Origin of the sequence: Flaviaestuariibacter flavus, from assembly GCF_004337505.1 — a bacterium.
Classification (GTDB): Bacteria; Bacteroidota; Bacteroidia; order Chitinophagales; family Chitinophagaceae; genus Flavisolibacter; species Flavisolibacter flavus.
Map to the genome: position 1 here is coordinate 248312 of NZ_SJZI01000042.1, position 21539 is coordinate 269850.

Below are 21539 nucleotides of genomic sequence, written 5' to 3' on the forward strand. Positions count from 1 at the left end.
TTCATTATTCGATATTCATTGCCTTTCTTTGCCGCAATGGCTTTCACCGCACCAGAAGACGCCGAGCTGCTCCGGCAGTTCCGCGAGCCCGCCACCCGCGAGGCGGCCTATACCACGCTCATCCGCAAGTACCAGGAGCGCCTGTACTGGCATGTGCGCCGCATGGTGGTGAGCCACGACGACGCCAACGACGTGCTCCAGAACGTGTTCATCCGCGTGTGGAATGCGCTCGAGAACTTCAAGGAAGAGTCGCAGCTGTACACCTGGCTGTACCGCATCGCCACCAACGAATGCCTCACCTTTTTGGAGCAGCAGAAGAAGCGCTCCTCGGTATCCTTCGACGATGTGCAGAGCGGCCTTGAAAACCGCGTGCGCGCCGAAACCGGCTTCGACGCCAACAAGCTCGAGTGGAAACTCCAGCTGGCGATCCAGCAGCTGCCGGAAAAACAACGCATCGTGTTTACGCTCCGCTATTACGACGAAATGCCCTACGAGGAGATGAGCCGGGTGCTCGAAACCAGCGAGGGCGCCCTCAAGGCGAGCTATCACCATGCGGCCAAAAAAATAGAGGATTATATCCGGAACCATTAAACTTCAAGGCCTTCGGAACGTCTCAACAGGGATTATGAAAACACGCCAGCATATCATTCAGGAGCTCAGCGCAGCCGGTATTTCCCTCCCGGGAAACCTGGTGGCGCCGCCCTATGCCGTGCCGGCGGGTTATTTTGAATCCTTCGCCGCCACGGTGCTGGCCCGCATCCGCCGCGAGGCGGCTGCCGCCGAGCTGGAAGAGCTGTCGCCGCTGCTGGCCGGCATCCCCAAAAAGATGCCGTTTGCAGTGCCGCAGGGCTACTTCGAAGCGCCGGTGCTGCCGGCCGAAGCCGAACTGCCCGCCAACTGGACGCGCGAGCTGCCCTACACGGTGCCTGCCGGCTACTTCGAAAGCCTGCCGCAGGCCCTGCTGGACCGGGTGGCGCCCAAAGCCAGGGTGGTGCGGATGCGCCCGGTACGCTGGATGCGCATCGCCTCTGCCGCTGTGGTGGCTGCCGCGATGGCCATCGGCGGCTGGCTGTATACCCGCCCCGCGCAGAGCCTGGAAGCCAACCCCAAGGCCTGGGTGGAGAAACGCCTCACCGGCGTTCCCGACGGCGACCTGGACGCCTTTATCCAGACCACGGAACCCGCCGCAGGGCTGGAGCTGGCACAGCGCCCCAAAACGGAGGTGGGCCAGCTACTCCACGACGTAAGCGACACGGAAATGGAGGCTTTCCTCGACCAGGTGCCCACCGACGAGTCGCTGCACGGCTTCAATTGAGAATCGAACTAGCTTTGCCGGGTTCGTGAATGATTTTTGTGTGTAACGGTTAAATACCCGCTCATTGCCATGAAACGCTTTATCTACATATTAATCTTCTCCCTGAGTCTCGCCTCCACGGCGAGCGCCCAGCCGGGTGGCCCGGGCGAACGGATCCGGGAGCGCATGCGCGAATACCTGCAGAACCGCCTCAGCCTTACCCGCGCCGAATCGGAGCGTTTTACGCCGGTTTTCATCAGCTATTTCAACGAGCTCCGCTCCATCAACCAGCAATACCGCGGCGACCGCCTCGTGCTGCAGCAAAAGATCGTAGACCTCCGCCTCCGCTACCGCGACCAGTTTCGTCCCATCATGGGCGAAAAGCGCTCGAACGACATCTTCGTGTACGAGCACGACTTCGTGGATGAGGTAAAGCGCATCCGGGAAGAACGGATGCAGAACCGGCTCGATAACGACCGCACGGGAAAAAGATTTTAACCGGCCGTTGCTACGAAAGACAATTTCTCCTATATTTGGAATTGGTGTTTTTCATAGGTTAGCAACGGCCGGCTCTTTTTAGGGCAGGCCTTTTTTCTTTTTTAGCATTTCCTTCACATTTCCTGTACGAGCTCATCGCTCCAAAGTCAAGCCCGGCAAGGGTTTTAGCGAACAGTTTCCCCCGCTTCATTTTCATCCGTTCCGGCCTTCCAACGCAATTTTTTACCGGCTTTGTACGTTGTCGTTCCTGGGCAGCCCAGCGTTCCGAACCTGCCCGCAGGGGGGCAAACGGCGTCTCCGGCCGGCATTTTTTTCACTTTTTTTAAAAAATTTTTAAGATTTCCGGGCAGCCCTAATTTCTCAATGCCGGGATAAAGGGGATGCAAAAGCCATCCGGTACATCCGGGGGAATCAGACGGGAATATGCTCAAGTTCCGGTTAGCGGATGAGCAGTACGGTTCCTTTACGGAAGACGGATTTCCCGGTATCGCGCTCCACGTAGCGCACCAGCCAGGCATAAACACCCGTAGGCTGTTCTATGGCGCCGATCTTGCCATCCCAGCCTTCCTTCCAGTTATTGCTTTTGAAAACGAGCCCGCCCCAGCGGTTGTACACGGCAAACTCAAAGTTGAGCGCCTTCACCGCATTGAGCACGTGGAAGCGGTCGTTGCGACCGTCGTTGTTGGGGGTAAAGGCATTGGGCACATCCACGAAGCAGCTGTTGTAAACCGTGATGCGCTTGCGCACCGCGTCGGTGCAGTTGAAGGAGTCGGTAATCTGCAGGTCGATCCAGTAGGACGTGGCCCGGGGCGGGGCGCTGTAAAGGGGCATCGGCGTTTGCTCATTGGAAGAGGTGCCGTTGCCGAAGGTCCACCAGAAACGCAGCGCGCGGCCCACCGAGGTATTGGTGATGGCGATGAACTCATCCGGGCACTGGTCTTCGAACACCTCGAAGCCGGCCTTGCGGTAGTTAACGAGGCCAATGGTGGTGCGGGCGGTATCGGAGCAAAACCCGTTGCTGACCACGAGGCGCACCTTCTTCTCCACGTCGAAATCCGTATAGTAGGCCACTGCGTTTTGCGTAGCGGCAGTCTGGCCCTGGTCGAGGTCCCACTGCCAGCTGTTGATGCGGTTGCCGCCGGGGTGGGCGAAAGACACCGTGTCGCGCTGGCAGCCGTAAGCAATGCTGTAGCTGAAGTCGGCATTGACCGTGTCAAGCACGCTGAACGTCAGCACTGCGCCCGGGGGCGTGGGCTCGCCGCACTCGTCGGTGATCGGGTTGCCGTCGCTGCCCTGCTGGAGGCGGAGCTGGAAGGTTCCTTCCTGCTGCAGCGGCGCTGTCAGGGTGATCACAATCTCTTTGCTGAGACCGTTGGAGCTGGCGCAGGCGGCGCCACTGATGCTTACCGGGTAGGTTCCGGTAATGCTGAAGTCGGATCCATCGGGCGCGATCGAGCTACAGAGCATCGGGCGCTTGAACACAAGCCGCAACTGCCTGGGGGCGCAGGACAGGGGCGCCAGGCTGTCCATCGGAGTAAAGGTGCGTGGCAGCAGCACGAAGTCGAGCTTGTCGGTTTCGGGAATGCCACGGTCGCAGATATCAAGAATGGTGTTGTTGTCGGAGCCGTTGCGGATGCCGAGGCTGTAGTTGCCGGGATTGAGGAAGGTGGAAAGACGCAGCTCCACCGAGTCGGTATCGAAGCCCGTGCTGCAGCCGATGGCGGTTGCCGACACAACGGTAGCCACCGACGGGGTGATGAAGAACTCGCTTCCCGAAGCCGTGACGCTGCTGCACTTCATGCCCTTATTGAGCTTTACCCGCAGGATGTCGCCTCCGCAGGAAGCCTCCACAGCCTTGAGGCGGGGCAGGGTATTGTCAGTAATGACGGCCGTGCCGCCGCCAAAGGAAAGGGAGTAGCCCGCATCGGTGGGGGTGAAGTGCGATACCAGCAGCAGGTAATTGTGGCCGGCTTCGATCACCGGCATGCGGTTGAAGGTGGGATTGGGCTCGCCGCAATCCACGAACTGCGCGGTGCCCTGGGCACGGGTGCCGGTGGCGCCAGGCTCGGAGCTCCAGTTGTCGGAAATCGTCAGGGCCGCATTTGCGAAGATCTGGTTGGGATCCTGGTTGGTAACGTCGAACAGGGCCCAGTCGTAATCTTCCCGCTGGTCGTTGGGGTTGATGATGAAGCCGAGGGTGCCGGAAACGTAGCAGGTAAACTTATAATAGAAGGGGTTGATGTCGGTGAGCGTGTTATTGCCCGGGCAGTGTTGCTTGGCCATACGGAAACCGCCGCACTGGGGCACCGTGGTCTGGGCAAAGGTGGTGGTGCCGCAAACCGGGAAGGCGCTCCGGGGCGTCTGGCCCGGCGTGGTACAGTTCGTCTGCGCCAGCAGCAGCAGCGGAAACAGCAGCACGGGAAGCAAGAGCGCGGCGCGAGTGGTTTTGGTCATGTCTGGGGCAAATATCCGATGCCTGCTTCTAAGACATTGTGAAATCGGAAAGCGTGGCATGGATGCCGCGCGAAATGTCTTATTCGATGATCTGGACGTTGAAACGGTTGCGGATCAGGTAGGTGGTCAGCATCGACCGCATCAGCTCCACCGGGATGCCGAGGTAAAGGGCGCAGGCGCCCAGTTGCTCAGAGCTGCTTTCCGGCAGCTGGCCGGCATCGGTCATGAGCTCGCAGATCATGGCAAACAGCGTTTCGCGGAAGTCGGGGGTGATAAGGGGGGCGGCGCTTTCAACCACGGTCCGGGCGCCATCGCTGGTATAGGCCTGCAGGGCTTTCGAGGAAAGCTCGGTGAGGTCGTGGCCGCGGAAGCGCGAGCACAGCACCAGCATGCGCGACAGCTGCTCGATGCGGGCCTCGCCCGGCTGTGCATCCTGCTGAAAGAGGCAGGCAAATAAGATGGCTACGGCGGCTTCCTGCTCGGTTTGAAGGGTGGCGTTCATGAGGCGAATATAGTGCGCTGGTGTGCTAGATTGCGTGTATGCTTGCGGAAGGAAAAAGGAACCGCGATTCGATGGATCGGCAAAGGGGGCGCTACCGGCGCGCTAACCCACTAGCCTGCTAACCCACCAGCCCGCTGTCTACACTTTAATATAGATCTTCTTGCGGTCGAGCCAGTAGCAGATCGCCCACATAAACAGGATGACGGTGAGGGCGAAAAGGAGGGAGCCGACGCGCGGGTCGCCGGGGAGAAACTTGTAGACCTTGTCGTAAAGGAAGTTCCAGGGGTTGGTGTACACCGGCGCGCCCTTGTCGTTGGTGCCGTTGGGAATGCGGAGCAGGCGCAGGCCGCGCGGGAGGAAGGCGCTCAGGGCGAAAACAAACAGCGCGTTCTTACCGAATACGTCGAAAAAGCGCGTCCACCGGCCCCGCATTCCGCGTACTTCAATCGCATAGATAAGGGTGCCGAGCACGAGGATGGCCATGCCGGTGGTGGCGGTTACATAAGAGGAGGTCCAGATGCGCTTGTTGACCGGGAATACCTGGTCCCACACGTAGCCCATTACCAGCATGCCCACCCCGGTAACAAAGAGGCCGGTAAGCGTGCGGTAGAGGCTGTTGGTGGCTGCTGCCGGGTCGGCGTTGCCGGGTACCGGGCGGGTGGCGTTGATGATATAGTCGCCCACGAGGTAGCCGAAGATCACCTGGCTGATGGCGGGCAGGGTGCTGCCGAGGCCTTCGGGGTCGAAGATCTGCGGTACCCCTTCCCAGGTTTCCCGGTTATACATATGGGGTACGCCCAGCACGGCCCGGTCGATGGCGGTGCCGAAGAACCCGGGCATGGTGTAGTCGCCCAGGGAAAAGCAGAGCGCCCAGTAGGCCAGGAGGAAGAGCATGCCCACGAACAGGGCGCCCCGCGGCTTCAGGTAATAGATGATGACCGATGCAAGGAGGTAGCAGATGGCGATCCGCTGGAGCACGCCCAGGATCCGGATACCGTAGAGCTGTTCGGTGCCCATTTTGATCCCGGCCACCGAGTCCTGCGCCGGGCCGGTCCAGGTCCAGCCGGTGCCCACCAGCACATCATTTTGCCAGCGTACGAAGGGCCACCAATTGAGGAAGAGGCCGATGGCGAAGATGAGGGCGCTGCGTTTGAGCACCTTGCGCCAGAAGGCGGCGTCGCCCGCCGCGGCAAAGCGCGGCATCACGAAGGCCATGGCGTTGCCCACGGCAAAGAGGAAGAACGGGAAGACGAGGTCGGTGGGGGTGAGGCCATGCCACTCGGCGTGCTCGAGGGGGCCGTAGATATGCCCCCAGGAGCCCGGGTTGTTGACCAGGATCATCAGGGCGACGGTGGCGCCGCGGAACACGTCGAGGGAATAAAAGCGGGGGGTGGAACTCATGGGCTTTTTCTTCGCCTAAAGATAAGGCGCCCCGGCCGGAAAAGGGGCGCTCAACCAGGGGCGTTAGCCTGTATCCTGCTCAGTATCAGGCACTAATCCGGCACCCCTCCAAAATGCCCGGATTTTTTAATAACTAATTCATAATCTGTATTTTTTAGGTAATTGTCAGTCACACGGCAAAGCCTATATTTGCACCTCCTTAACCGCTCAGAGCCTGCCATTTTTTTAAAAAAAGATGGGACTGAGGTGGCGAAGCTTTGCCCTAAACAATTGATAATGAGTTTGAAATGGTATGCTATTTATACCCGGCCGCGCTGGGAGAAAAAAGTGCATCACCTGTTGTTGCAGAAAGGGATCGAAAGTTATTGTCCTCTCAACAAGGTTCACCGCAAGTGGAGTGACCGGATCAAGCTCATCGAGGAGCCCCTTTTCAAAAGCTATGTTTTCGTGCGCATCGCCGAAGAGCAGCGTACGGAAGTGCGCATGACCAGCGGTGTGGTCAATTTCGTGTATTGGGACAGCAAGCCCGCCATTATCCGCGACCGGGAGATCCATACCATCAAGAAATTCCTGGATGAACACCTCGATGTGGAGGTGGTGAAGGTGGACTGGCAGCCCGATCAGAAAGTGATGGTGACCGCCGGCCCGCTCATGAATGCCGAGGGCCGCGTCGTCCAGGTTCACGGCAAAACCGTTAAAGTGCTGATCGAAAGCCTCGGCTACCTGCTGCTGGCACACGTGGACAAGAACAAAATCATTTCCCTGCAATCTGCTAAAGTCTAGGCATATGCGATTTTTTTACTATATATTTGCCCTCGCTTTCCTCGCTTCCTGTGCTCCCCGGAAACCGATTTACAATTACCTCCAGGAGATCAAGGATACGAGCTTCCGCAAAACGGCCTTTATTGCCGAGCCGGTAATTCAGAAGAACGACCTGCTGACCATCAAGATCACGAGTGCGAGCCTCGATCCGAAAGCCGACCAGCCTTACAACCAGTCGGCCGTAAGCCAGGGCAGCACCCTGGCCCAGGAGCCCGGTTACCTTGTGGATGTGAACGGTGATATCCTGATGCCGCGCCTCGGTAAGGTGCATGCGGAAGGACTGACGAAAAGCGAGCTGGAACGTACGATCCGCGCCAAGCTGGTCAACACCAACCAGCTCACCGACCCTACGGTGTCGATCCGCTTCCTCAACTTCCGCATCACGGTGCTGGGGGAGGTGGCCTCACCCGGGGTGCTGACGATCGCTTCCGAGCGGGTCACCATCCTGGAGGCGGTGGGCCTTTCGGGCGGTATCACGGAGTTCGGCTCCATCCGGCGCGTTCGCGTGCTGCGCGAAACCAACGGGGTTCGGGAAACAGGTTTCCTGGACCTGACGTCGAAGGACATTTTTGAATCACGGTTTTACCAGATGCAGCAAAACGATGTGGTGCTGGTAGACCAGACAGAATATAAAGTGAAGCTGGCCGAGCAGCAACGTCTTACCCAGCAGATCACTTTCGGTCTGGCCATACTTACCAGTACGGCCATCCTGCTTAACTTTTTCAGGAAATAACCCAAACCCAGAAACAACACCATGAGTTCGAATTTCCAGGCAACACGCAGCGATCAGACGGGCTTCAACCTGAAGGAGTTTCTGTTCAAGTACCTCCGCTTCCTGCCCCTCTTCATCCTGTCGCTGGTACTTTCGCTGATCATCGCGTTCTTTTACCTGCGCTATACGGCTCCTACCTTCCAGTCGCGGGGCGCGCTGATCCTCACGGAAGACAAGGCGGCCGCCAACTCGGCCGACAAGTTCAACCAGCTCTTCGTAGACGACCGCTCGAAGAACATGGCCAACGAGCTGGAATACCTCCACTCGAAGGCGCTCATGCAGCGGGTTGTTGCCGACCTCGGGCTCAACACACAGTATTATTCCAAGGGCAAGATCAAGCAGCTCAATGTTTATAAGGACAGTCCTTACCGCCTGCGGGTGCTGAGCCTTACCGACTCTGCGAGCAGCTTCGACCTGCACATGCACTTTATCAAGGGCAGCTCCTTCTATGTCGGCGAGAACTCCAAAGAGGTCTACACTGCCGGCCAGCCCTTTACCCTGCCGCAGGGCACTTTCGTGGTGGATTTCGTTCGCCAGCCCGCTCCCGGCACCGACTACCTCACCCGCTGGATGCCGGAAGCTTCTATGGCGATGAACCTGGCAAACGCCATCAACCCCATCAACAAAGCCGGTTCCTCGGGTATCATCCAGATCACGATGGAAGCGGACAATGCCGTATTCGCCGCCGACGTCATCAACAAAGTGATGCTCGAATACCAGGAAAGCATCAAGGAAGACAAGAACCAGAAGACCCGTCAGACCCTGGCCTTCCTCAACGGCCGCCTAGCGATCGTTAACCGTGAGGTGGACAGCATTACGGCCCTGCGCGACAATTTCATGCGGGTGAACAAGCTGAGCGACATCAATGCCGTTTCCGACAAGGCCTATGAGCGCAGCAACGAATCGCTGAAGGAGATGCAGGCCACTACCCTCCAGCTGAGCAAGATCGGCATGATCGAGTCGTACATCCGCGACGGCAACCGCGGCGATATCGTTCCCACCACGCTCGACCTACCCGATGTGACGCTCAACAGCCAGGTGCAGAAATACAACGACCTCCAGCTCGAATACAAGACGCTTACCGCAAACGGCAACACACCCAGCGGTAACGCCACCGTCCGCCAGCTTGAAGAGCAGATCGAAAAGACGCGCCGCAATATCCTGGAGACCCTGCGTAATGTGCGCGCCGCTTATCAAACCGCCAATCAGCAGCTGGCCGGCCAGAAGTCGTCCGCTGAAATGACCCTGAGCGGGCTGCCTTCGCTGAAGCAGCGCCTCGAGGAAATCAACCGCGCCCTCGAAAGCAAGCTCCAGGTGTTCGCATTCCTCAACGAGAAAAAAGAAGAAACCGCGATCTCCCTCGCCGCTACGATTTCCAACACCCGTGTGCTGGAGCAGGCCGAGATCAACCGCGCACCGGTGCGTCCCACCTCGGGCAAGGTGCGCAGCATCGCGCTGCTCATCGGCCTCCTCATCCCCCTCATCTTCGTGCTGGTGCTCGAGATCCTCGACGACAAGATCACCTCGCGTGTTGACATCGAGCGCCAGACCGGTACGCCCATTATGGGTGAAGTTGGCCACGCCGGTGCCGAGAACACGCTGGTGGTAAAGGCGCGCAGCCGCTCTTTCATCGCCGAGCAGTTCCGGATCGCGCGTTCCAACATGCAATACGTACTCCCCGATAAGAGCTGCCCCGTGCTGATGGTTACCTCTTCGTTCTCGGGTGAGGGTAAATCCTTTATCTCCACCAACATAGGCGCGGTGATGGCACTTGCCGGCAAGAAGACCGTGGTACTCGAGTTCGACGTACGCAAGCCGAAGATCCTCTCCGGCCTGGGTATGGCGAAGAAGCCCGGTCTCACCAACTTCATGCTGGGCAAGGCTACAGCGGCCGAGCTGCTCGTGCCCGTTGACGGCATCGACAACTACTGGGTGCTACCTTGCGGACCCATTCCGCCCAACCCTGCCGAACTGCTCCTCGACCCCAAGCTGAACGAGCTTTTCGACTACCTCAAGGCCAACTTCGACTTCATTGTGATGGATACCCCGCCCGTAGGTATGGTGGGCGATGCCATGACGCTTGCCAAATACGTGGATGCCACGCTGTACATCGTACGCCAGGGCGTTACCCACAAGAAGCAGCTCGAGATGGTGAACGACTTTTACAAGAGCGAGAAGCTGCCGAAGATGAATATCATCCTCAACGATGTGAAGCTGCGCGCCGGCTATGGCTACTACGGCTACGGCCGCTACGGCTACGGCTATGGCAGCTCGTACGGCTACGGCTATGGCTACGGCTACTACGACGACGACGTGGAAGGAACCTCCTTCATCAAGCGCTGGTTTGGCTGGGCCCTCCCTGCCGGCAGCCGCAAGCGGAAGAAGAAGCAGGAAAAGGCAGGATAACCAACCAGACGATACCACTATGCGCATTCTAGTAACAGGAGGAGCCGGCTTCATCGGCTCCAACCTCGTGGAGGAGCTGCTCCGCACCCCGGAGGTGACCGCCGTTCGCGTGCTCGATAATTTCGCCACCGGCTCGGCCAAAAACCTCAAAGACTTTGAAAGCGACCCGCGCTTCGAGTTCCTGCAGGGTGACATCCGCGACTACGAAACCTGCCTGCAGGCCTGCGCCGGGGTGGACCGTATCTCGCACCAGGCGGCGCTCGGCTCGGTGCCCCGCTCCATCAACGATCCGCTGACGAGCAATGCCGTCAATATTACCGGTACCCTCAACATCTTCACCGCCGCCAAGGAAAGCGGGGTGCAGCGTGTGGTGTTTGCCGCCTCTTCGTCCACCTACGGCGACCATCCCGGCCTGCCCAAAGTGGAAGACAAGATCGGCCGCCCGCTGTCGCCCTACGCGGTGACGAAATATGTAAACGAGCTGTACGCCCGTGTGTATGCCGATGTATACGGCCTGCCTTTCGTGGGGCTGCGCTACTTCAATGTCTTTGGTCCGCGCCAGGACCCTAACGGCGCCTATGCCGCCGTGATCCCGCTGTTCATGAAGGCCGTGCTCGACAACGAGCCGCCGAAGATCAACGGCGACGGCGAAACAAGCCGCGACTTCACCTTCGTCAGCAATGCCGTGCATGCCAACATCCGCGGTCTCTTTACCGATAATCCCGAGGCACTCAACCAGGTGTACAACATCGCCTGCGGCGAGCGCACCACGCTCAACCAGCTTTTCGAGGGCATCAAGGGCATCGCCGGCTCCGACCTGGCGCCTGTTTACGGGCCCGAGCGCAGCGGTGATGTGCGTCACAGCCTTGCCGACATCACCAAGGCGCGTACCCTGCTTGGCTACGAGCCGCAGGTGCTGGTGCAGCAGGGCCTCAAGGCGGCCTTCGACTGGTATCGCCAGCACCACCATTTCTCCTACTCCTGAGCCACCCCGTCATGAATACCTTCATCCATCCCACCGCCATCGTTGAAGCGGGAGCCGTGCTCGGGGAAGGAGTCCGTGTGTGGCACTTCTGCCACCTGATGCCGGGCTGCGAGCTCGGACCGGGTTGCAACATCGGGCAGAACGTATTCATCGCCGCCGGCGTGCGGCTGGGGCGCAACGTGAAAGTTCAGAACAACGTATCGCTTTACGAAGGCGTGCAATGTGCCGATGACGTGTTCATCGGTCCGTCGGCCGTCTTTACCAATATCCGCAACCCGCGCAGCGCGGTATCGCGCAAAGACCAGTACCAGCCCACCCTGGTGGGGCGCGGTGCCACTATCGGCGCCAATGCCACGGTGGTTTGCGGCAATCCCATCGGAGCCTATGCCTTCATCGGCGCGGGCAGCGTGGTGACCCACCCCGTGCCCGATCATGCGCTGGTGCTGGGCAACCCCGCCCGCCTTGCCGGCTGGGTGAGCGAGCTTGGTCACCGGCTCCAGTTCAACGCCGCCGGCCAGGCCACCTGCCCCGAAAGCGGCGCCGTTTACGTATTATCAAACAACCAGGTATCCAGGCTGTGAAAGGATTTGCGATCACGGGAGCCTGCGGCTTCGTAGCGCCGCGCCACCTGCGGGCGATCCGGGAAACCGGAAACGAGCTGCTGGCCGCCTGCGACCGCTCCGATTCCGCCGGGATCCTCGACCAGTATTTTCCTGCCGCCGACTTCACCACCGATGAAGACCGCTTCCGGCAAATCATCGGCAACCTGTCTGCCGCCGGCCGCCTCGGTTTTCTCTCGGTATGTACGCCCAACCATGTACACGAAGCGCAGGTGACCTACGGGCTGCAGGCGGGTCTTGATGTGATCTGCGAAAAGCCCCTGGTGACCGACCCCGACCGTGCCGAAAGCCTGCTGGCGATCGAGACAGCGTCGGGCCGTCACGTTTACAATATTCTCCAGCTGCGCCTGCATCCGCGCATCAAGGCACTGAAAGAGGCGATGGCCGCAAGGCCCGCCGGCAGCAAGGCCGATGTGGACCTTACCTACGTAACGCCGCGCGGCCGCTGGTACCACGAAAGCTGGAAGGGCAAAGAAGATCTTTCCGGCGGCATCGCTACCAATATCGGGATCCATTTCTTCGACATGCTGATCTGGATCTTCGGGGCGGTGCAGCACCAGCAGGTGCACCTGCACACACCCGAGCAGGCGGCGGGCTACCTCGAGCTGGAAGGCGCGCGGGTACGCTGGTTTGTCAGCATCCGGGCCGAAGATCTGCCCGCGCCGGCGCGCGACACGGGCCAGTACCGTTACCGCGGCATCGTGGTAGATGGCACGCCGATCGAGTTTACCACGGGTTTTGAAAACCTGCATACGCAATCGTACGAGGCGATCCTCGGCGGCGAAGGCTTCGGGCTGATGGAAGCCTACCCCTCGCTGGTGCTGGCCCGGCAGATCCGGACCAGCGCTCCCGCCCGGCCCACCTCGGAATATCATCCATACATCACAACGCTGCAATGAGCAACGCAAGAACCATCATCATCACGGGTGGCGCCGGTTTCATCGGCTCACATGTCGTGCGCCTTTTTGTCAACCGCTACCCGGATTACAAGATCATCAACCTCGACGCGCTGACCTACGCGGGCAACCTCGAGAACCTGAAAGATATCCAGGATGCCCCGAACTACGTGTTTGAGAAAGTAAACATCCTCGATACCGCCGAACTGGAGCGCGTATTCGCCGAGCACCGTCCCGACGGCGTCATTCACCTTGCCGCCGAGTCGCACGTGGACCGCTCCATCGTGTCGCCGCTCGACTTCGTATACACCAACGTGATCGGCACGGTGAACCTGCTCAACACCGCGAAGAACGCCTGGAAGGGCGACTTTGAGGGCAAGCGCTTTTACCATGTGTCGACCGACGAAGTATACGGCGCCCTTGGCGATACCGGCTTCTTCACCGAAACGACACCCTACGACCCGCATTCGCCCTATTCGGCTTCGAAGGCTTCTTCCGACCACTTTGTGCGGGCTTACCACGACACCTACGGGCTGCCCGTGGTGATCACCAACTGCTCGAACAACTACGGTCCGAACCATTTCCCCGAGAAGCTCATCCCGCTTTGCATCCACAACATCATTCATAACAAGCCGCTGCCGGTTTACGGCGACGGCAAGTACACGCGCGACTGGCTCTTCGTGATCGATCACGCACGTGCCATCGACCTGGTTTTCCACGAAGGCAAGAACGGCGATACCTACAATATCGGCGGCTTCAACGAGTGGCAGAACATCAACCTGGTAAAGCTGCTTTGCAGGCAGATGGACGAGAAGCTCGGCCGGCCCGAAGGCACGAGCGAAGGGCTCATCACCTTTGTGAAGGACCGCCCCGGCCACGACCTGCGCTATGCCATCGATGCCACCAAGATCAACAAGGAACTGGGCTGGAGCCCCAGCGTGACCTTCGAGGAAGGCCTCAGCAAAACCATCGACTGGTACCTGGAAAACGAAGAGTGGCTGAAGAACGTCACCAGCGGCAACTACCAGAAGTACTATGACGGGATGTATGCCAACCGGTAAACCGAAAGGTTCGGGGTTCTACGGTTTCGGGTTCGAGAGAGAACCCTGGCGCAGAACCGGTCACCAATTAAGCAATAGACCAATTAACTTATAGACTCTCCTCATGAAAGGAATTATCCTCGCCGGCGGCAGCGGCACACGGCTCTACCCGATCACCAAGGCGATCTCGAAGCAGCTGATGCCGATCTACGACAAGCCGATGATCTATTATCCCTTGTCGATCCTGATGATGGCCGGCATCCGCGAGATCCTCATCATCACTACGCCGGAAGACAGCGCACAGTTTCGCCGCCTGCTGGGCGACGGCAGCCAGGTAGGCTGCCACTTCGAGTATGCCGTGCAGGAAGTGCCCAACGGCCTCGCGCAGGCCTTCGTGATCGGTGCCGACTTTATCGGTAACGAGAAGGTGGCGCTCGTGCTTGGTGATAATATCTTCTACGGCTCCGGCCTTGGCCGCCAGCTGCAGTCGCTCAACGACATCGACGGGGGCTATGTATTCGCCTACGAAGTGTCGGATCCCGAGCGCTACGGCGTGGTGGAATTCGACGGCGACAGCCGGGTGCTTTCCATCGAGGAGAAGCCCACGCAGCCGAAGTCGCACTACGCGGTTCCCGGCCTGTATTTTTACGATAACGAGGTGGTGGAGATCGCTAAAAACCTCGCGCCTTCGGCCCGTGGCGAATACGAGATCACCGACGTCAACAAAGAATACCTGGAGCGCGGCCAGCTGAAAGTGTCGATCCTCGACCGCGGCACCGCCTGGCTCGACACCGGCACCTTCGACTCGCTTTCCGATGCCACCGAGTTTGTGCGCGTCATTGAAAAGCGGCAGGGCACCAAGATCGGCTGCATCGAAGAAGTAGCCTACCGTATGGGCTTCATCGACCGCGGCCGCCTCGAGCAACTCGCCGGCGAGCTCGCCAAGAGCGGCTATGGCGGCTACCTCGCCCGCGTCGCCCGCCAGGTTCCTGAACAGCAAACAACCCACTGATCATACGCAACTATTAACACACTTATTATGTCTTTAGACCTCAACGGAAAATCAATCCTCATCACCGGCGGCACCGGCTCCTTCGGCAAGGCCTTTGTGAAAATCGTGCTGCAGCGCTGGCCCAACGTGAAGCGCCTCGTGATCTACTCGCGCGACGAGCAGAAGCAGTTCAACATGGCCCACGAGTACCCGCTGTCGAAGTACCCGGCCATCCGCTTTTTTATCGGTGACGTGCGCGACCAGGAACGCCTCAAGCGTGCCTGCCACGGCATCGACTACGTGATCCATGCCGCCGCCATGAAGCACGTGCACATCGCCGAATACAACCCCGACGAGTGCGTGAAGACCAACGTGGGCGGTGCCGAGAACGTCATCCGCGCCGTGCTTGAAACCAACGTGGAGCGCGTGGTAGCACTCTCCACCGACAAAGCCTGCGCGCCCATCAACCTGTATGGTGCCACCAAGCTGACCTCCGACAAGCTGTTCATCGCAGCAAACAATATCAAGGGTAACAAAGACCTCAAGATCTCCGTTGTTCGCTATGGCAACGTGATGGGCTCCAACGGCTCCGTGATCCCCTTCTTCCTCAACAAGCGCAAGGAAGGCGTGCTGCCGATCACCGATCCCAATATGACCCGCTTCAACATCTCCCTCACCGAGGGCGTTGAGATGGTACTGCACGCGCTCGAAACGGCCTGGGGCGGCGAGCTGTTCGTTCCCAAGATCCCGTCGTACCGCATCATGGAAGTAGCCGAGGCCGTCGGCCCCGAATGCCGCAAAGACATCGTGGGCATCCGTCCCGGAGAGAAGATCCACGAAGAAATGATCACGGCTTCCGACTCCTTCACTACTTATGACCTCGGTAAGTACTATGTGATCCTGCCGCAGACCAGCAACTGGGACCTCAACGAGTATATCAGCCACTTCGGCGCCGTGAAGGTTCCTGAAGGTTTCAACTATAATTCCGGCACCAACGAAGACTGGTTGTCGGTTGATCAAATCCGCGAATTAATCATCGAACATGTCGATCCCAAATTCTCCGTCAACAAAGCTTATGAAGCCGATACCGTACGGTAAGCAATATATCTCCGTAGAGGACCTGCAGGCCGTAACCGACACCCTCCAGTCCGACTTCCTCACACAGGGACCCCGGATCGGCGCCTTCGAAAAGGAGTTTGCCGACTATATCGGGGCGAAGTATGCCATCGCTCTCAGCAACGGCACCGCCGCCCTGCACCTCGCAGCGGCCGCCCTCGATGTGAAGGAAGGCACCAACGTGATCACCACCCCGATCACTTTCGCCGCCTCGGCCAACTGCGTGCGCTACTGCGGTGGCAACGTGTATTTCGCCGACATCGACCCCAGGACCTACCTGATCGATCTAAACAAGGTGGAAGACCTGCTGAAGTCGAAGCCCCAGGGCTTCTTCTCGGGCATCGTGCCCGTTGACTTCGCCGGCGCCGCCGTGAACCTCGAGGAGCTGAAAACGCTCACCGACAAGTACGGTCTCTGGATCCTCGAGGATGCCTGCCATGCGCCGGGCGGTTATTTCACCGACAGCAAGGGTGTGCAGCAGTGGTGCGGCAACGGCGCTTATGCCGACGCGGCCATCTACTCGTTTCACCCCGTGAAGCACATCGCCTGCGGTGAAGGCGGCGCCATCACCACCAACAACGAAGCGATCTTCAAAAAGCTGCTGAAGTCGCGCACCCACGGCATCACGCGCGATACCTCGTTGTTCGAGAACTCCATCGAGTTTGCTACCGGCGGCGTTGCCGCGGAGCAATACCCGGGCTGGTATATGGAGATGCAGGAGCTGGGCTACAACTACCGCCTCACCGACTTCCAGGCAGCGCTCGGCTCTTCGCAGCTGCGCCGCGCCGACGAAGGCCTGGTGCGTCGCCGTGCCATCGCGGCGGCTTATGCGGAGGCTTTTGCCGGCAAGCCCTGGCTGCGCTCGCAGTCGGGCGTGGTGGAAGGCCATGCCTATCACCTCTACGTGATCGAAGTAGAAAAGCGTTACGAGCTGTATAACTACCTGCGCTCGAAGAACATCTTCGCACAGGTACATTATATCCCTACGCACCTGATGCCTTATTACAAGAGCCTGGGCTGGAAGGAAGGCGATCTGCCGAACGCGGAGCGCTACTACCAGGGCTGCCTCAGCCTGCCCATGTTCCCGACGCTCACCGACGAGGAGCTGGCCTATGTAATCGAGACGATCAATGCCTTCTATGCGCAATAGCATTTACGTTTTAGAAGATAAGCTCGTTCTGAAAACGAAGGAAGAGGAGCTGGAAAGCGAAACGCTCGCCGCCGACGCGGTGCTGGCGCAGACGCTGATCACGGCCGTGTCGCCGGGCACCGAGCTGGCCGCTTACCAGGGGCTTCCGCCCCTGCGGCCGGGCAAGGTGTACCCGCGCGTGGTGGGCTATTGCAACGTAGCCAGGGTGCTGCGCACCGGTGCCGATGTGGGCGGCTTTGCCGCCGGCGACATCATCCTCACGTTTAACTCACACCGCCGCTATTTTATCTCGAAGGCGTCCGATATCATCTGCAAGCTCGATCCCGATGAGGACCTGAAGCACGCCGTGACGGCTTACCTCTACCACCTCGCTTACGTGGCGCTGCTGGAGAGCGGCGCGCGTGCCGGTATGAAGGTGGCGATCCTCGGTGGCGGCACCCTCGGCTACAACGCCTGCCAGCTGGCAGCGGCGATGGGCCTGCAGGTAACGCTTTTTTCGGGACAGAACTACCTTGCCGCCGAGCTGGAAGAAGCCGGCATCGGGTTTTTCGATAAGACCGGCGACGCCGCGGCGCATGCCGGGGCTTTCGATATCGTGGTCAGTACAAGCAATGCCTGGAACGACTGGTTCCTGGCGCTGCAGCTGCTGCGCTACCGGGGCACCCTCGCCTGCCTGGGCTTTCCCGGGCGCGGCCAGGAGGCACCCGATACGAACCCGCTCGACTCGCGCTGGTTCTACGACAAGCAGCTCACCATCAAGTCCGTGGGTTACGTATACGAAGGCGACATCGCCGCGCACGACATCCGGTTCAACCTGCGGCGCAACATGGCCTACCTGCTTGACCTGATCCGGAAAAAACGCATCAACCCCGCTTCCATCATCAGCAAGGAGGTGGACGCCACACAATTGGAAGAACTTTATCAATACCTGTCCGACCGCGGCTCGCGGCGGTTTACGGGACTTCTCTTATGGCAGTAACGAATCTGACGGCAGGAATTATCGGGCTGGGGCGCATGGGCGCCGAGCCCAGCCAGCGACTGACGGGCCGCGTGCCGGCCGGCTGGCTCCCGATCTCGCACCTGGAAGCGGTGCGCGATGCGGGCTTCGACATCACGGCGATCTGCGACGCCAACGCCGCGCGCACCGAATGGGTAAAGGAAAGCTACGGGCTCAGCGCCGCCCTGCGGGCGAGCGCCGACGAGCTGATCGGCGAGCGTGCTCCCGACCTGCTGGCCGTGGCCACCCGCACCCCCGAGCGGCCGGGCATCCTGCTCCGCGCCATTGAAAAAGGCGTGCGGGCACTGGTGGCCGAAAAACCGCTGGCCAACAACCTGCGCGAGACCTACCAGGTGACCGACGCCGTAATGGCCGCCGGCACGCTGCTTGGTTATGGGGCGATGCGCCGCGCGATGGACATCTATCGCCGTGCCCGCACCCTGGTGGCCGAAGGCGCCATCGGTGAGCTCGTAGGCATCAACGCCGAGTTCGGCTTGTCGAAGCTCCTTTGGTCGCTGCCGCATGCCGTGGACCTGTTTCTCTTTTTCGCCAACACCACGGAGGTAGACTATGTGTCGGGCCACTGCACCTGGGGCGCCGATGAAAGCTTCACCTCTGAAAATTATTTCGATGGCGACCCGCTGGTGGAGACCGCCACGGTGCGCTTCGCCAACGGCGTTATCGCCAACATCGTTCCCGCGGGTGGGCTTAATATCCGCCTCTTCGGCACGAAGGGCAGCATGGCGATACTCGGTGACGGTGAGTACATCGAGCTGCATACGCCCGGAAGGGCGGACTGGTATTTTACCGAGTACCGCCGCTTCGACAACTTCGCGCAGGCAAGCGGCACGCTCAATCTGTATCGCCAGCTGCACGGAGCCTTGTCGGGCGAAGGCAGTTTCGACGTTATCGATGCCGATACGATCCGCGTTAGCCAGCAGATCCTGTTCGCCATCCTGCAATCCTCCGCGCAGGGCGGGCAGCGGATAAAGCTGGCCGGCCTCAACGAGGAGCTGGTCATCAACGGCCGCACCGGAGCCAACTTCGCCTGACGCTCACCACCCTTTTCCATCATCAATTCGCCTGAAAGGGGCTACTCTTTTAGATAGAATGAACAAGCCTACGATCGTATTCCGTGCCGACGGCAGCAGCAGCATGGGGCTGGGACACCTGTTCCGCTCCGCAGCACTCGCCGATATGCTGCAGGAAGATTTTCAACGCATTCTTGTCACGCGCTGCGACCAGGAGCCGGTGCTGCGCAACCTCGCCACCTGCTTCGACCGCATCGAGGTGCAGGCCCCGGGTACCCCCGCGGAAGACGCGCTGCAGCTGGCCGCCCTGGCCACCGGCGATGCGATGGTTGTCCTCGACGGCTACCATTTCGATACCGACTACCAGCAGCACCTCGTTGACCGCCAGGTTTCCTTTGCCTGCATCGACGACATTCATGCCTACCGCTTTCTCGCCGCCACGGTCATCAATCATTCCGGCGGCTTTACTCCTCTTGATTACGAAGCGGAACCTACCACAACTTTTTATCTCGGCCCTGCCTACGCCCTGCTGCGCGCGCCCTTCCTGGAAGCGGCGAAAACGCGCCGGCAAACCATCACCGATAACAGCTGCATCATCTGCTTCGGCGGTGCCGATCCACGCAATACGACGCTGGAGGTGCTCCGCGGCGCGGCGCTTGCCGCTGCCGGCTTCGATCACATGCACGTGGTGGTAGGGGCGGCCTACCCCTTCCGCGAAGAGCTCGAGGCTTTTGCCGGAGCTCGGGCCGATATTTCCCTTCATTATAGTTTGACGCCCGATGCGATGGCCGCGCTCATGCAGCGCTGCAGCTACGCCATCTGCTCGCCGAGCACGGTTGTATACGAATACCTGTCGGTAGGCGGCGTGGCTTTCCTCGCCACCACCGCCGACAACCAGACCGATGTGTACCGCTACTTCGTAGGAGAAGGCCTGGCCTTCCCGCTCGAAAAGCTGGGCAAGCTTTCGGACGACGAGATCAGCGACTCCCTGGCTGCCGGCGCGCGCATCTTCGACGGCGGCTCCGCGGCGCGCTATAGCAAGCTGTTTCGCCAGCACTTCGACGTGCGGGAGCTGCAGGTGCGGCGCGCCAATGAAGGCGACGTGAAGACCTGCTTCGACTGGTCGAACGACCCCGAGGTGCGGCAGCAGTCGTACAACCAGGCGCCCATTCCTTACGAGGATCATACCCGCTGGTTTGCGCAGAAGCTCCAGGACCCGGCTTGCTTTTTCTATATTTTCGAGCGTCACGGTGAGCCCGTGGCGCAGATCCGCTTCCAGGTTTCCGGAAGTGAAGCGGTACTGGGTTACCTTGCCGCCCCCGGCATCCGGTCGCGCGGCCTCGGCGCGGCCCTCCTGGCCGCCGGCATCGGTGCCCTCATCAACGATTACCGCCGGCCGCTGCGGGTTGTGGGCTTCGTCAAGAAGAGCAATATCGCCTCGCAGCGCTCCTTTGAAAGGCTCGCTTTTGTAAAGGAGGATACCGAACAATATCCCGACTCGATAAAATATACGCTGAACTATGGAATTTAAAATTGGTGACTATATAATCGGCAAAGGCCACAAGCCTTTCATCATCGCCGAAATGAGCGGCAACCACAACCAGTCTATCGATCGCGCCATCGCCATTGTGGACGCGGCCGCCGACGCCGGTGCCGACGCCATCAAGCTGCAGACCTACACCGCCGACACCATTACCGTGGAAGGTGCCTACCGCATCGACGACGAAGGCTCGCTGTGGAAGGGTCGCGAGCTGCACGATCTTTACAAGGAAGCCTACACGCCCTGGGAGTGGCACGGCCCCATCTTCGAGCATGCCAAAAAGCGCGGCATCCTCGCCTTCAGCTCGCCCTTCGACGAGACGGCTGTTGACTTCCTGGAAAGCCTTAACGTGCCTGCCTACAAGATCGCCTCTTTTGAAAATACCGACTGGACCCTGCTGAAAAAAGTAGCGGCTACCGGCAAACCGGTGATCATGTCGACCGGCGCTTCCAATATCGCCGACATCGACGAGTCGGTGCGCCTGCTGCGCAAGCATGGCGTGGAGCAACTCGTACTCCTGAAGTGCACCAGCACCTACCCGGCAACACCCGAGAACACCAACCTGCTTACCATCCCGCACCTGGCCACGATGTTCGGCTGCGAGGTGGGTCTTTCCGATCACACAATGGGCATCGGCGCCGCCGTGGCGGCAGTTGCCCTCGGTGCTTCCGTCATCGAGAAGCACTTTACCCTGCGCCGCGCCGACGGTGGCGTGGATTCGGCCTTCTCCCTCGAGCCCGAAGAACTGAAAGCGCTCGTGGTGGAAACAGAGCGTGCCCAGCTGGCCCTCGGCCGCGTGCAGTACGGCGTGCAGAAATCGGAAGAGAAAAGCGTCAACTTCAAGCGCTCGCTTTATGCCGTTGCCGACATCAACCCCGGCGAGGAGATCACCGACAAGAACGTACAGTCGAAGCGTCCCGGCTTCGGGCTGCACACCAAATATTTCGATCAGGTGCTTGGCAAGAAAGCCAAGGAGCTGATCAAAAAAGGAACGCCCATTCAATTTGACCTGATTAACTAAGCC

At 59.7% G+C, this 21539-nt stretch carries 21 protein-coding genes; 17 read left to right on the forward strand and 4 right to left on the reverse strand.

The annotated features are described in order from the left end of the window. The first annotated feature begins 36 nt into the window (after positions 1–36). From EPD60_RS09125 to EPD60_RS09135, 3 genes are all read left to right on the forward strand, one after another. The gene (locus tag EPD60_RS09125; protein WP_131449007.1) at positions 37–591 is read left to right on the forward strand and encodes an RNA polymerase sigma factor; all 555 of its coding nucleotides are present in this window, start codon (positions 37–39) and stop codon (positions 589–591) included. 34 nt (positions 592–625) lie between these two features. Then, complete coding sequence (locus tag EPD60_RS09130) at positions 626–1315, forward strand: hypothetical protein (protein ID WP_131449009.1); 690 nt, start codon at positions 626–628, stop codon at positions 1313–1315. Positions 1316–1384: 69 nt separating this feature from the next. Then, complete coding sequence (locus tag EPD60_RS09135; RefSeq protein WP_131449011.1) at positions 1385–1792, forward strand: hypothetical protein; 408 nt, start codon at positions 1385–1387, stop codon at positions 1790–1792. 164 nt (positions 1793–1956) lie between these two features. On the opposite strand, the gene EPD60_RS09140 is transcribed toward EPD60_RS09135, so the two are convergent. From EPD60_RS09140 to EPD60_RS09155, 4 genes are all read right to left on the reverse strand, one after another. Further along, positions 1957–2178 (reverse strand): hypothetical protein, encoded by a 222-nt coding sequence (locus tag EPD60_RS09140; protein ID WP_131449013.1) that lies wholly within the window; start codon positions 2176–2178, stop codon positions 1957–1959. Positions 2179–2230: 52 nt separating this feature from the next. Continuing rightward, the gene (locus tag EPD60_RS09145) at positions 2231–4246 is read right to left on the reverse strand and encodes a T9SS type B sorting domain-containing protein (protein WP_165871491.1); all 2016 of its coding nucleotides are present in this window, start codon (positions 4244–4246) and stop codon (positions 2231–2233) included. A 79-nt stretch (positions 4247–4325) separates the two neighbouring features. Further along, the gene (locus EPD60_RS09150; RefSeq protein WP_131449017.1) at positions 4326–4748 is read right to left on the reverse strand and encodes a hypothetical protein; all 423 of its coding nucleotides are present in this window, start codon (positions 4746–4748) and stop codon (positions 4326–4328) included. A gap of 138 nt (positions 4749–4886) precedes the next feature. Continuing rightward, entirely contained in the window at positions 4887–6149 is a 1263-nt protein-coding gene (locus EPD60_RS09155) for an acyltransferase family protein (protein WP_131449019.1), read from the reverse strand. 276 nt (positions 6150–6425) lie between these two features. Between EPD60_RS09155 and EPD60_RS09160 the strand changes: the two genes are divergently transcribed. The 14 genes from EPD60_RS09160 (at position 6426) to pseI (ending at position 21536) form a co-directional block, all read left to right on the forward strand. Then, entirely contained in the window at positions 6426–6932 is a 507-nt protein-coding gene (locus tag EPD60_RS09160) for a UpxY family transcription antiterminator (protein WP_131449021.1), read from the forward strand. Between the two features lie 4 nt (positions 6933–6936). Then, complete coding sequence (locus EPD60_RS09165; RefSeq protein WP_131449023.1) at positions 6937–7704, forward strand: polysaccharide biosynthesis/export family protein; 768 nt, start codon at positions 6937–6939, stop codon at positions 7702–7704. Positions 7705–7725: 21 nt separating this feature from the next. After that, complete coding sequence (locus tag EPD60_RS09170; protein WP_131449025.1) at positions 7726–10149, forward strand: GumC family protein; 2424 nt, start codon at positions 7726–7728, stop codon at positions 10147–10149. 19 nt (positions 10150–10168) lie between these two features. Beyond that, positions 10169–11134 carry an SDR family oxidoreductase gene (locus tag EPD60_RS09175; protein WP_131449027.1) on the forward strand — a complete coding sequence of 322 codons (966 nt, stop codon included), beginning with the start codon at positions 10169–10171 and terminating at the stop codon, positions 11132–11134. Positions 11135–11145: 11 nt separating this feature from the next. Beyond that, positions 11146–11715, forward strand: coding sequence for an acyltransferase (locus tag EPD60_RS09180; protein ID WP_131449029.1), 570 nt, complete (start codon positions 11146–11148; stop codon positions 11713–11715). Then, a complete protein-coding gene (locus EPD60_RS09185; protein ID WP_131449031.1) occupies positions 11712–12653 on the forward strand; it encodes a Gfo/Idh/MocA family protein in 942 nt (313 codons plus the stop codon). The genes EPD60_RS09180 and EPD60_RS09185 overlap by 4 nt, the downstream gene beginning before the upstream one ends. Continuing rightward, a complete protein-coding gene (rfbB, locus tag EPD60_RS09190; protein WP_131449033.1) occupies positions 12650–13711 on the forward strand; it encodes a dTDP-glucose 4,6-dehydratase in 1062 nt (353 codons plus the stop codon). Before EPD60_RS09185 ends, rfbB begins: the two co-directional genes overlap by 4 nt. 103 nt (positions 13712–13814) lie before the next feature. Further along, the gene (rfbA, locus tag EPD60_RS09195) at positions 13815–14702 is read left to right on the forward strand and encodes a glucose-1-phosphate thymidylyltransferase RfbA (RefSeq protein ID WP_131449035.1); all 888 of its coding nucleotides are present in this window, start codon (positions 13815–13817) and stop codon (positions 14700–14702) included. Positions 14703–14729: 27 nt separating this feature from the next. Further along, on the forward strand, positions 14730–15779 hold the full coding sequence (gene pseB / locus EPD60_RS09200) for a UDP-N-acetylglucosamine 4,6-dehydratase (inverting) (protein WP_131449037.1): 1050 nt from the start codon (positions 14730–14732) through the stop codon (positions 15777–15779). Further along, positions 15757–16947, forward strand: a complete 1191-nt coding sequence (gene pseC, locus EPD60_RS09205) for a UDP-4-amino-4,6-dideoxy-N-acetyl-beta-L-altrosamine transaminase (RefSeq protein ID WP_131449039.1) — start codon at positions 15757–15759, stop codon at positions 16945–16947. Before pseB ends, pseC begins: the two co-directional genes overlap by 23 nt. Beyond that, on the forward strand, positions 16937–17926 hold the full coding sequence (locus EPD60_RS09210) for a zinc-dependent alcohol dehydrogenase (RefSeq protein ID WP_131449041.1): 990 nt from the start codon (positions 16937–16939) through the stop codon (positions 17924–17926). Before pseC ends, EPD60_RS09210 begins: the two co-directional genes overlap by 11 nt. Further along, a complete protein-coding gene (locus tag EPD60_RS09215) occupies positions 17917–18996 on the forward strand; it encodes a Gfo/Idh/MocA family protein (protein ID WP_131449043.1) in 1080 nt (359 codons plus the stop codon). Before EPD60_RS09210 ends, EPD60_RS09215 begins: the two co-directional genes overlap by 10 nt. Positions 18997–19054: 58 nt before the next feature. Then, positions 19055–20506 carry a UDP-2,4-diacetamido-2,4,6-trideoxy-beta-L-altropyranose hydrolase gene (gene pseG, locus EPD60_RS09220; protein ID WP_131449045.1) on the forward strand — a complete coding sequence of 484 codons (1452 nt, stop codon included), beginning with the start codon at positions 19055–19057 and terminating at the stop codon, positions 20504–20506. Further along, positions 20496–21536 (forward strand): pseudaminic acid synthase, encoded by a 1041-nt coding sequence (pseI, locus tag EPD60_RS09225; RefSeq protein WP_131449047.1) that lies wholly within the window; start codon positions 20496–20498, stop codon positions 21534–21536. The genes pseG and pseI overlap by 11 nt, the downstream gene beginning before the upstream one ends. Positions 21537–21539: the final 3 nt, after the last annotated feature.

Excerpts from the sequence above, each read along its gene's own strand:
- pseB (WP_131449037.1), top strand. The coding sequence starts at position 14,730 with ATGTCTTTAGACCTCAACGGAAAATCAATCCTCATCACCGGCGGCACC.
- EPD60_RS09155 (WP_131449019.1), bottom strand. The coding sequence starts at position 6,149 with ATGAGTTCCACCCCCCGCTTTTATTCCCTCGACGTGTTCCGCGGCGCC.
- EPD60_RS09210 (WP_131449041.1), top strand. The coding sequence starts at position 16,937 with ATGCGCAATAGCATTTACGTTTTAGAAGATAAGCTCGTTCTGAAAACG.
- EPD60_RS09160 (WP_131449021.1), top strand. The coding sequence starts at position 6,426 with ATGAGTTTGAAATGGTATGCTATTTATACCCGGCCGCGCTGGGAGAAA.
- pseG (WP_131449045.1), top strand. The coding sequence starts at position 19,055 with ATGAACAAGCCTACGATCGTATTCCGTGCCGACGGCAGCAGCAGCATG.
- EPD60_RS09130 (WP_131449009.1), top strand. The coding sequence starts at position 626 with ATGAAAACACGCCAGCATATCATTCAGGAGCTCAGCGCAGCCGGTATT.
- EPD60_RS09180 (WP_131449029.1), top strand. The coding sequence starts at position 11,146 with ATGAATACCTTCATCCATCCCACCGCCATCGTTGAAGCGGGAGCCGTG.
- EPD60_RS09165 (WP_131449023.1), top strand. The coding sequence starts at position 6,937 with ATGCGATTTTTTTACTATATATTTGCCCTCGCTTTCCTCGCTTCCTGT.
- EPD60_RS09170 (WP_131449025.1), top strand. The coding sequence starts at position 7,726 with ATGAGTTCGAATTTCCAGGCAACACGCAGCGATCAGACGGGCTTCAAC.
- EPD60_RS09125 (WP_131449007.1), top strand. The coding sequence starts at position 37 with ATGGCTTTCACCGCACCAGAAGACGCCGAGCTGCTCCGGCAGTTCCGC.
- pseC (WP_131449039.1), top strand. The coding sequence starts at position 15,757 with ATGAAGCCGATACCGTACGGTAAGCAATATATCTCCGTAGAGGACCTG.
- EPD60_RS09135 (WP_131449011.1), top strand. The coding sequence starts at position 1,385 with ATGAAACGCTTTATCTACATATTAATCTTCTCCCTGAGTCTCGCCTCC.
- EPD60_RS09215 (WP_131449043.1), top strand. The coding sequence starts at position 17,917 with ATGGCAGTAACGAATCTGACGGCAGGAATTATCGGGCTGGGGCGCATG.
- EPD60_RS09145 (WP_165871491.1), bottom strand. The coding sequence starts at position 4,246 with ATGACCAAAACCACTCGCGCCGCGCTCTTGCTTCCCGTGCTGCTGTTT.
- rfbB (WP_131449033.1), top strand. The coding sequence starts at position 12,650 with ATGAGCAACGCAAGAACCATCATCATCACGGGTGGCGCCGGTTTCATC.
- pseI (WP_131449047.1), top strand. The coding sequence starts at position 20,496 with ATGGAATTTAAAATTGGTGACTATATAATCGGCAAAGGCCACAAGCCT.
- EPD60_RS09150 (WP_131449017.1), bottom strand. The coding sequence starts at position 4,748 with ATGAACGCCACCCTTCAAACCGAGCAGGAAGCCGCCGTAGCCATCTTA.
- rfbA (WP_131449035.1), top strand. The coding sequence starts at position 13,815 with ATGAAAGGAATTATCCTCGCCGGCGGCAGCGGCACACGGCTCTACCCG.
- EPD60_RS09175 (WP_131449027.1), top strand. The coding sequence starts at position 10,169 with ATGCGCATTCTAGTAACAGGAGGAGCCGGCTTCATCGGCTCCAACCTC.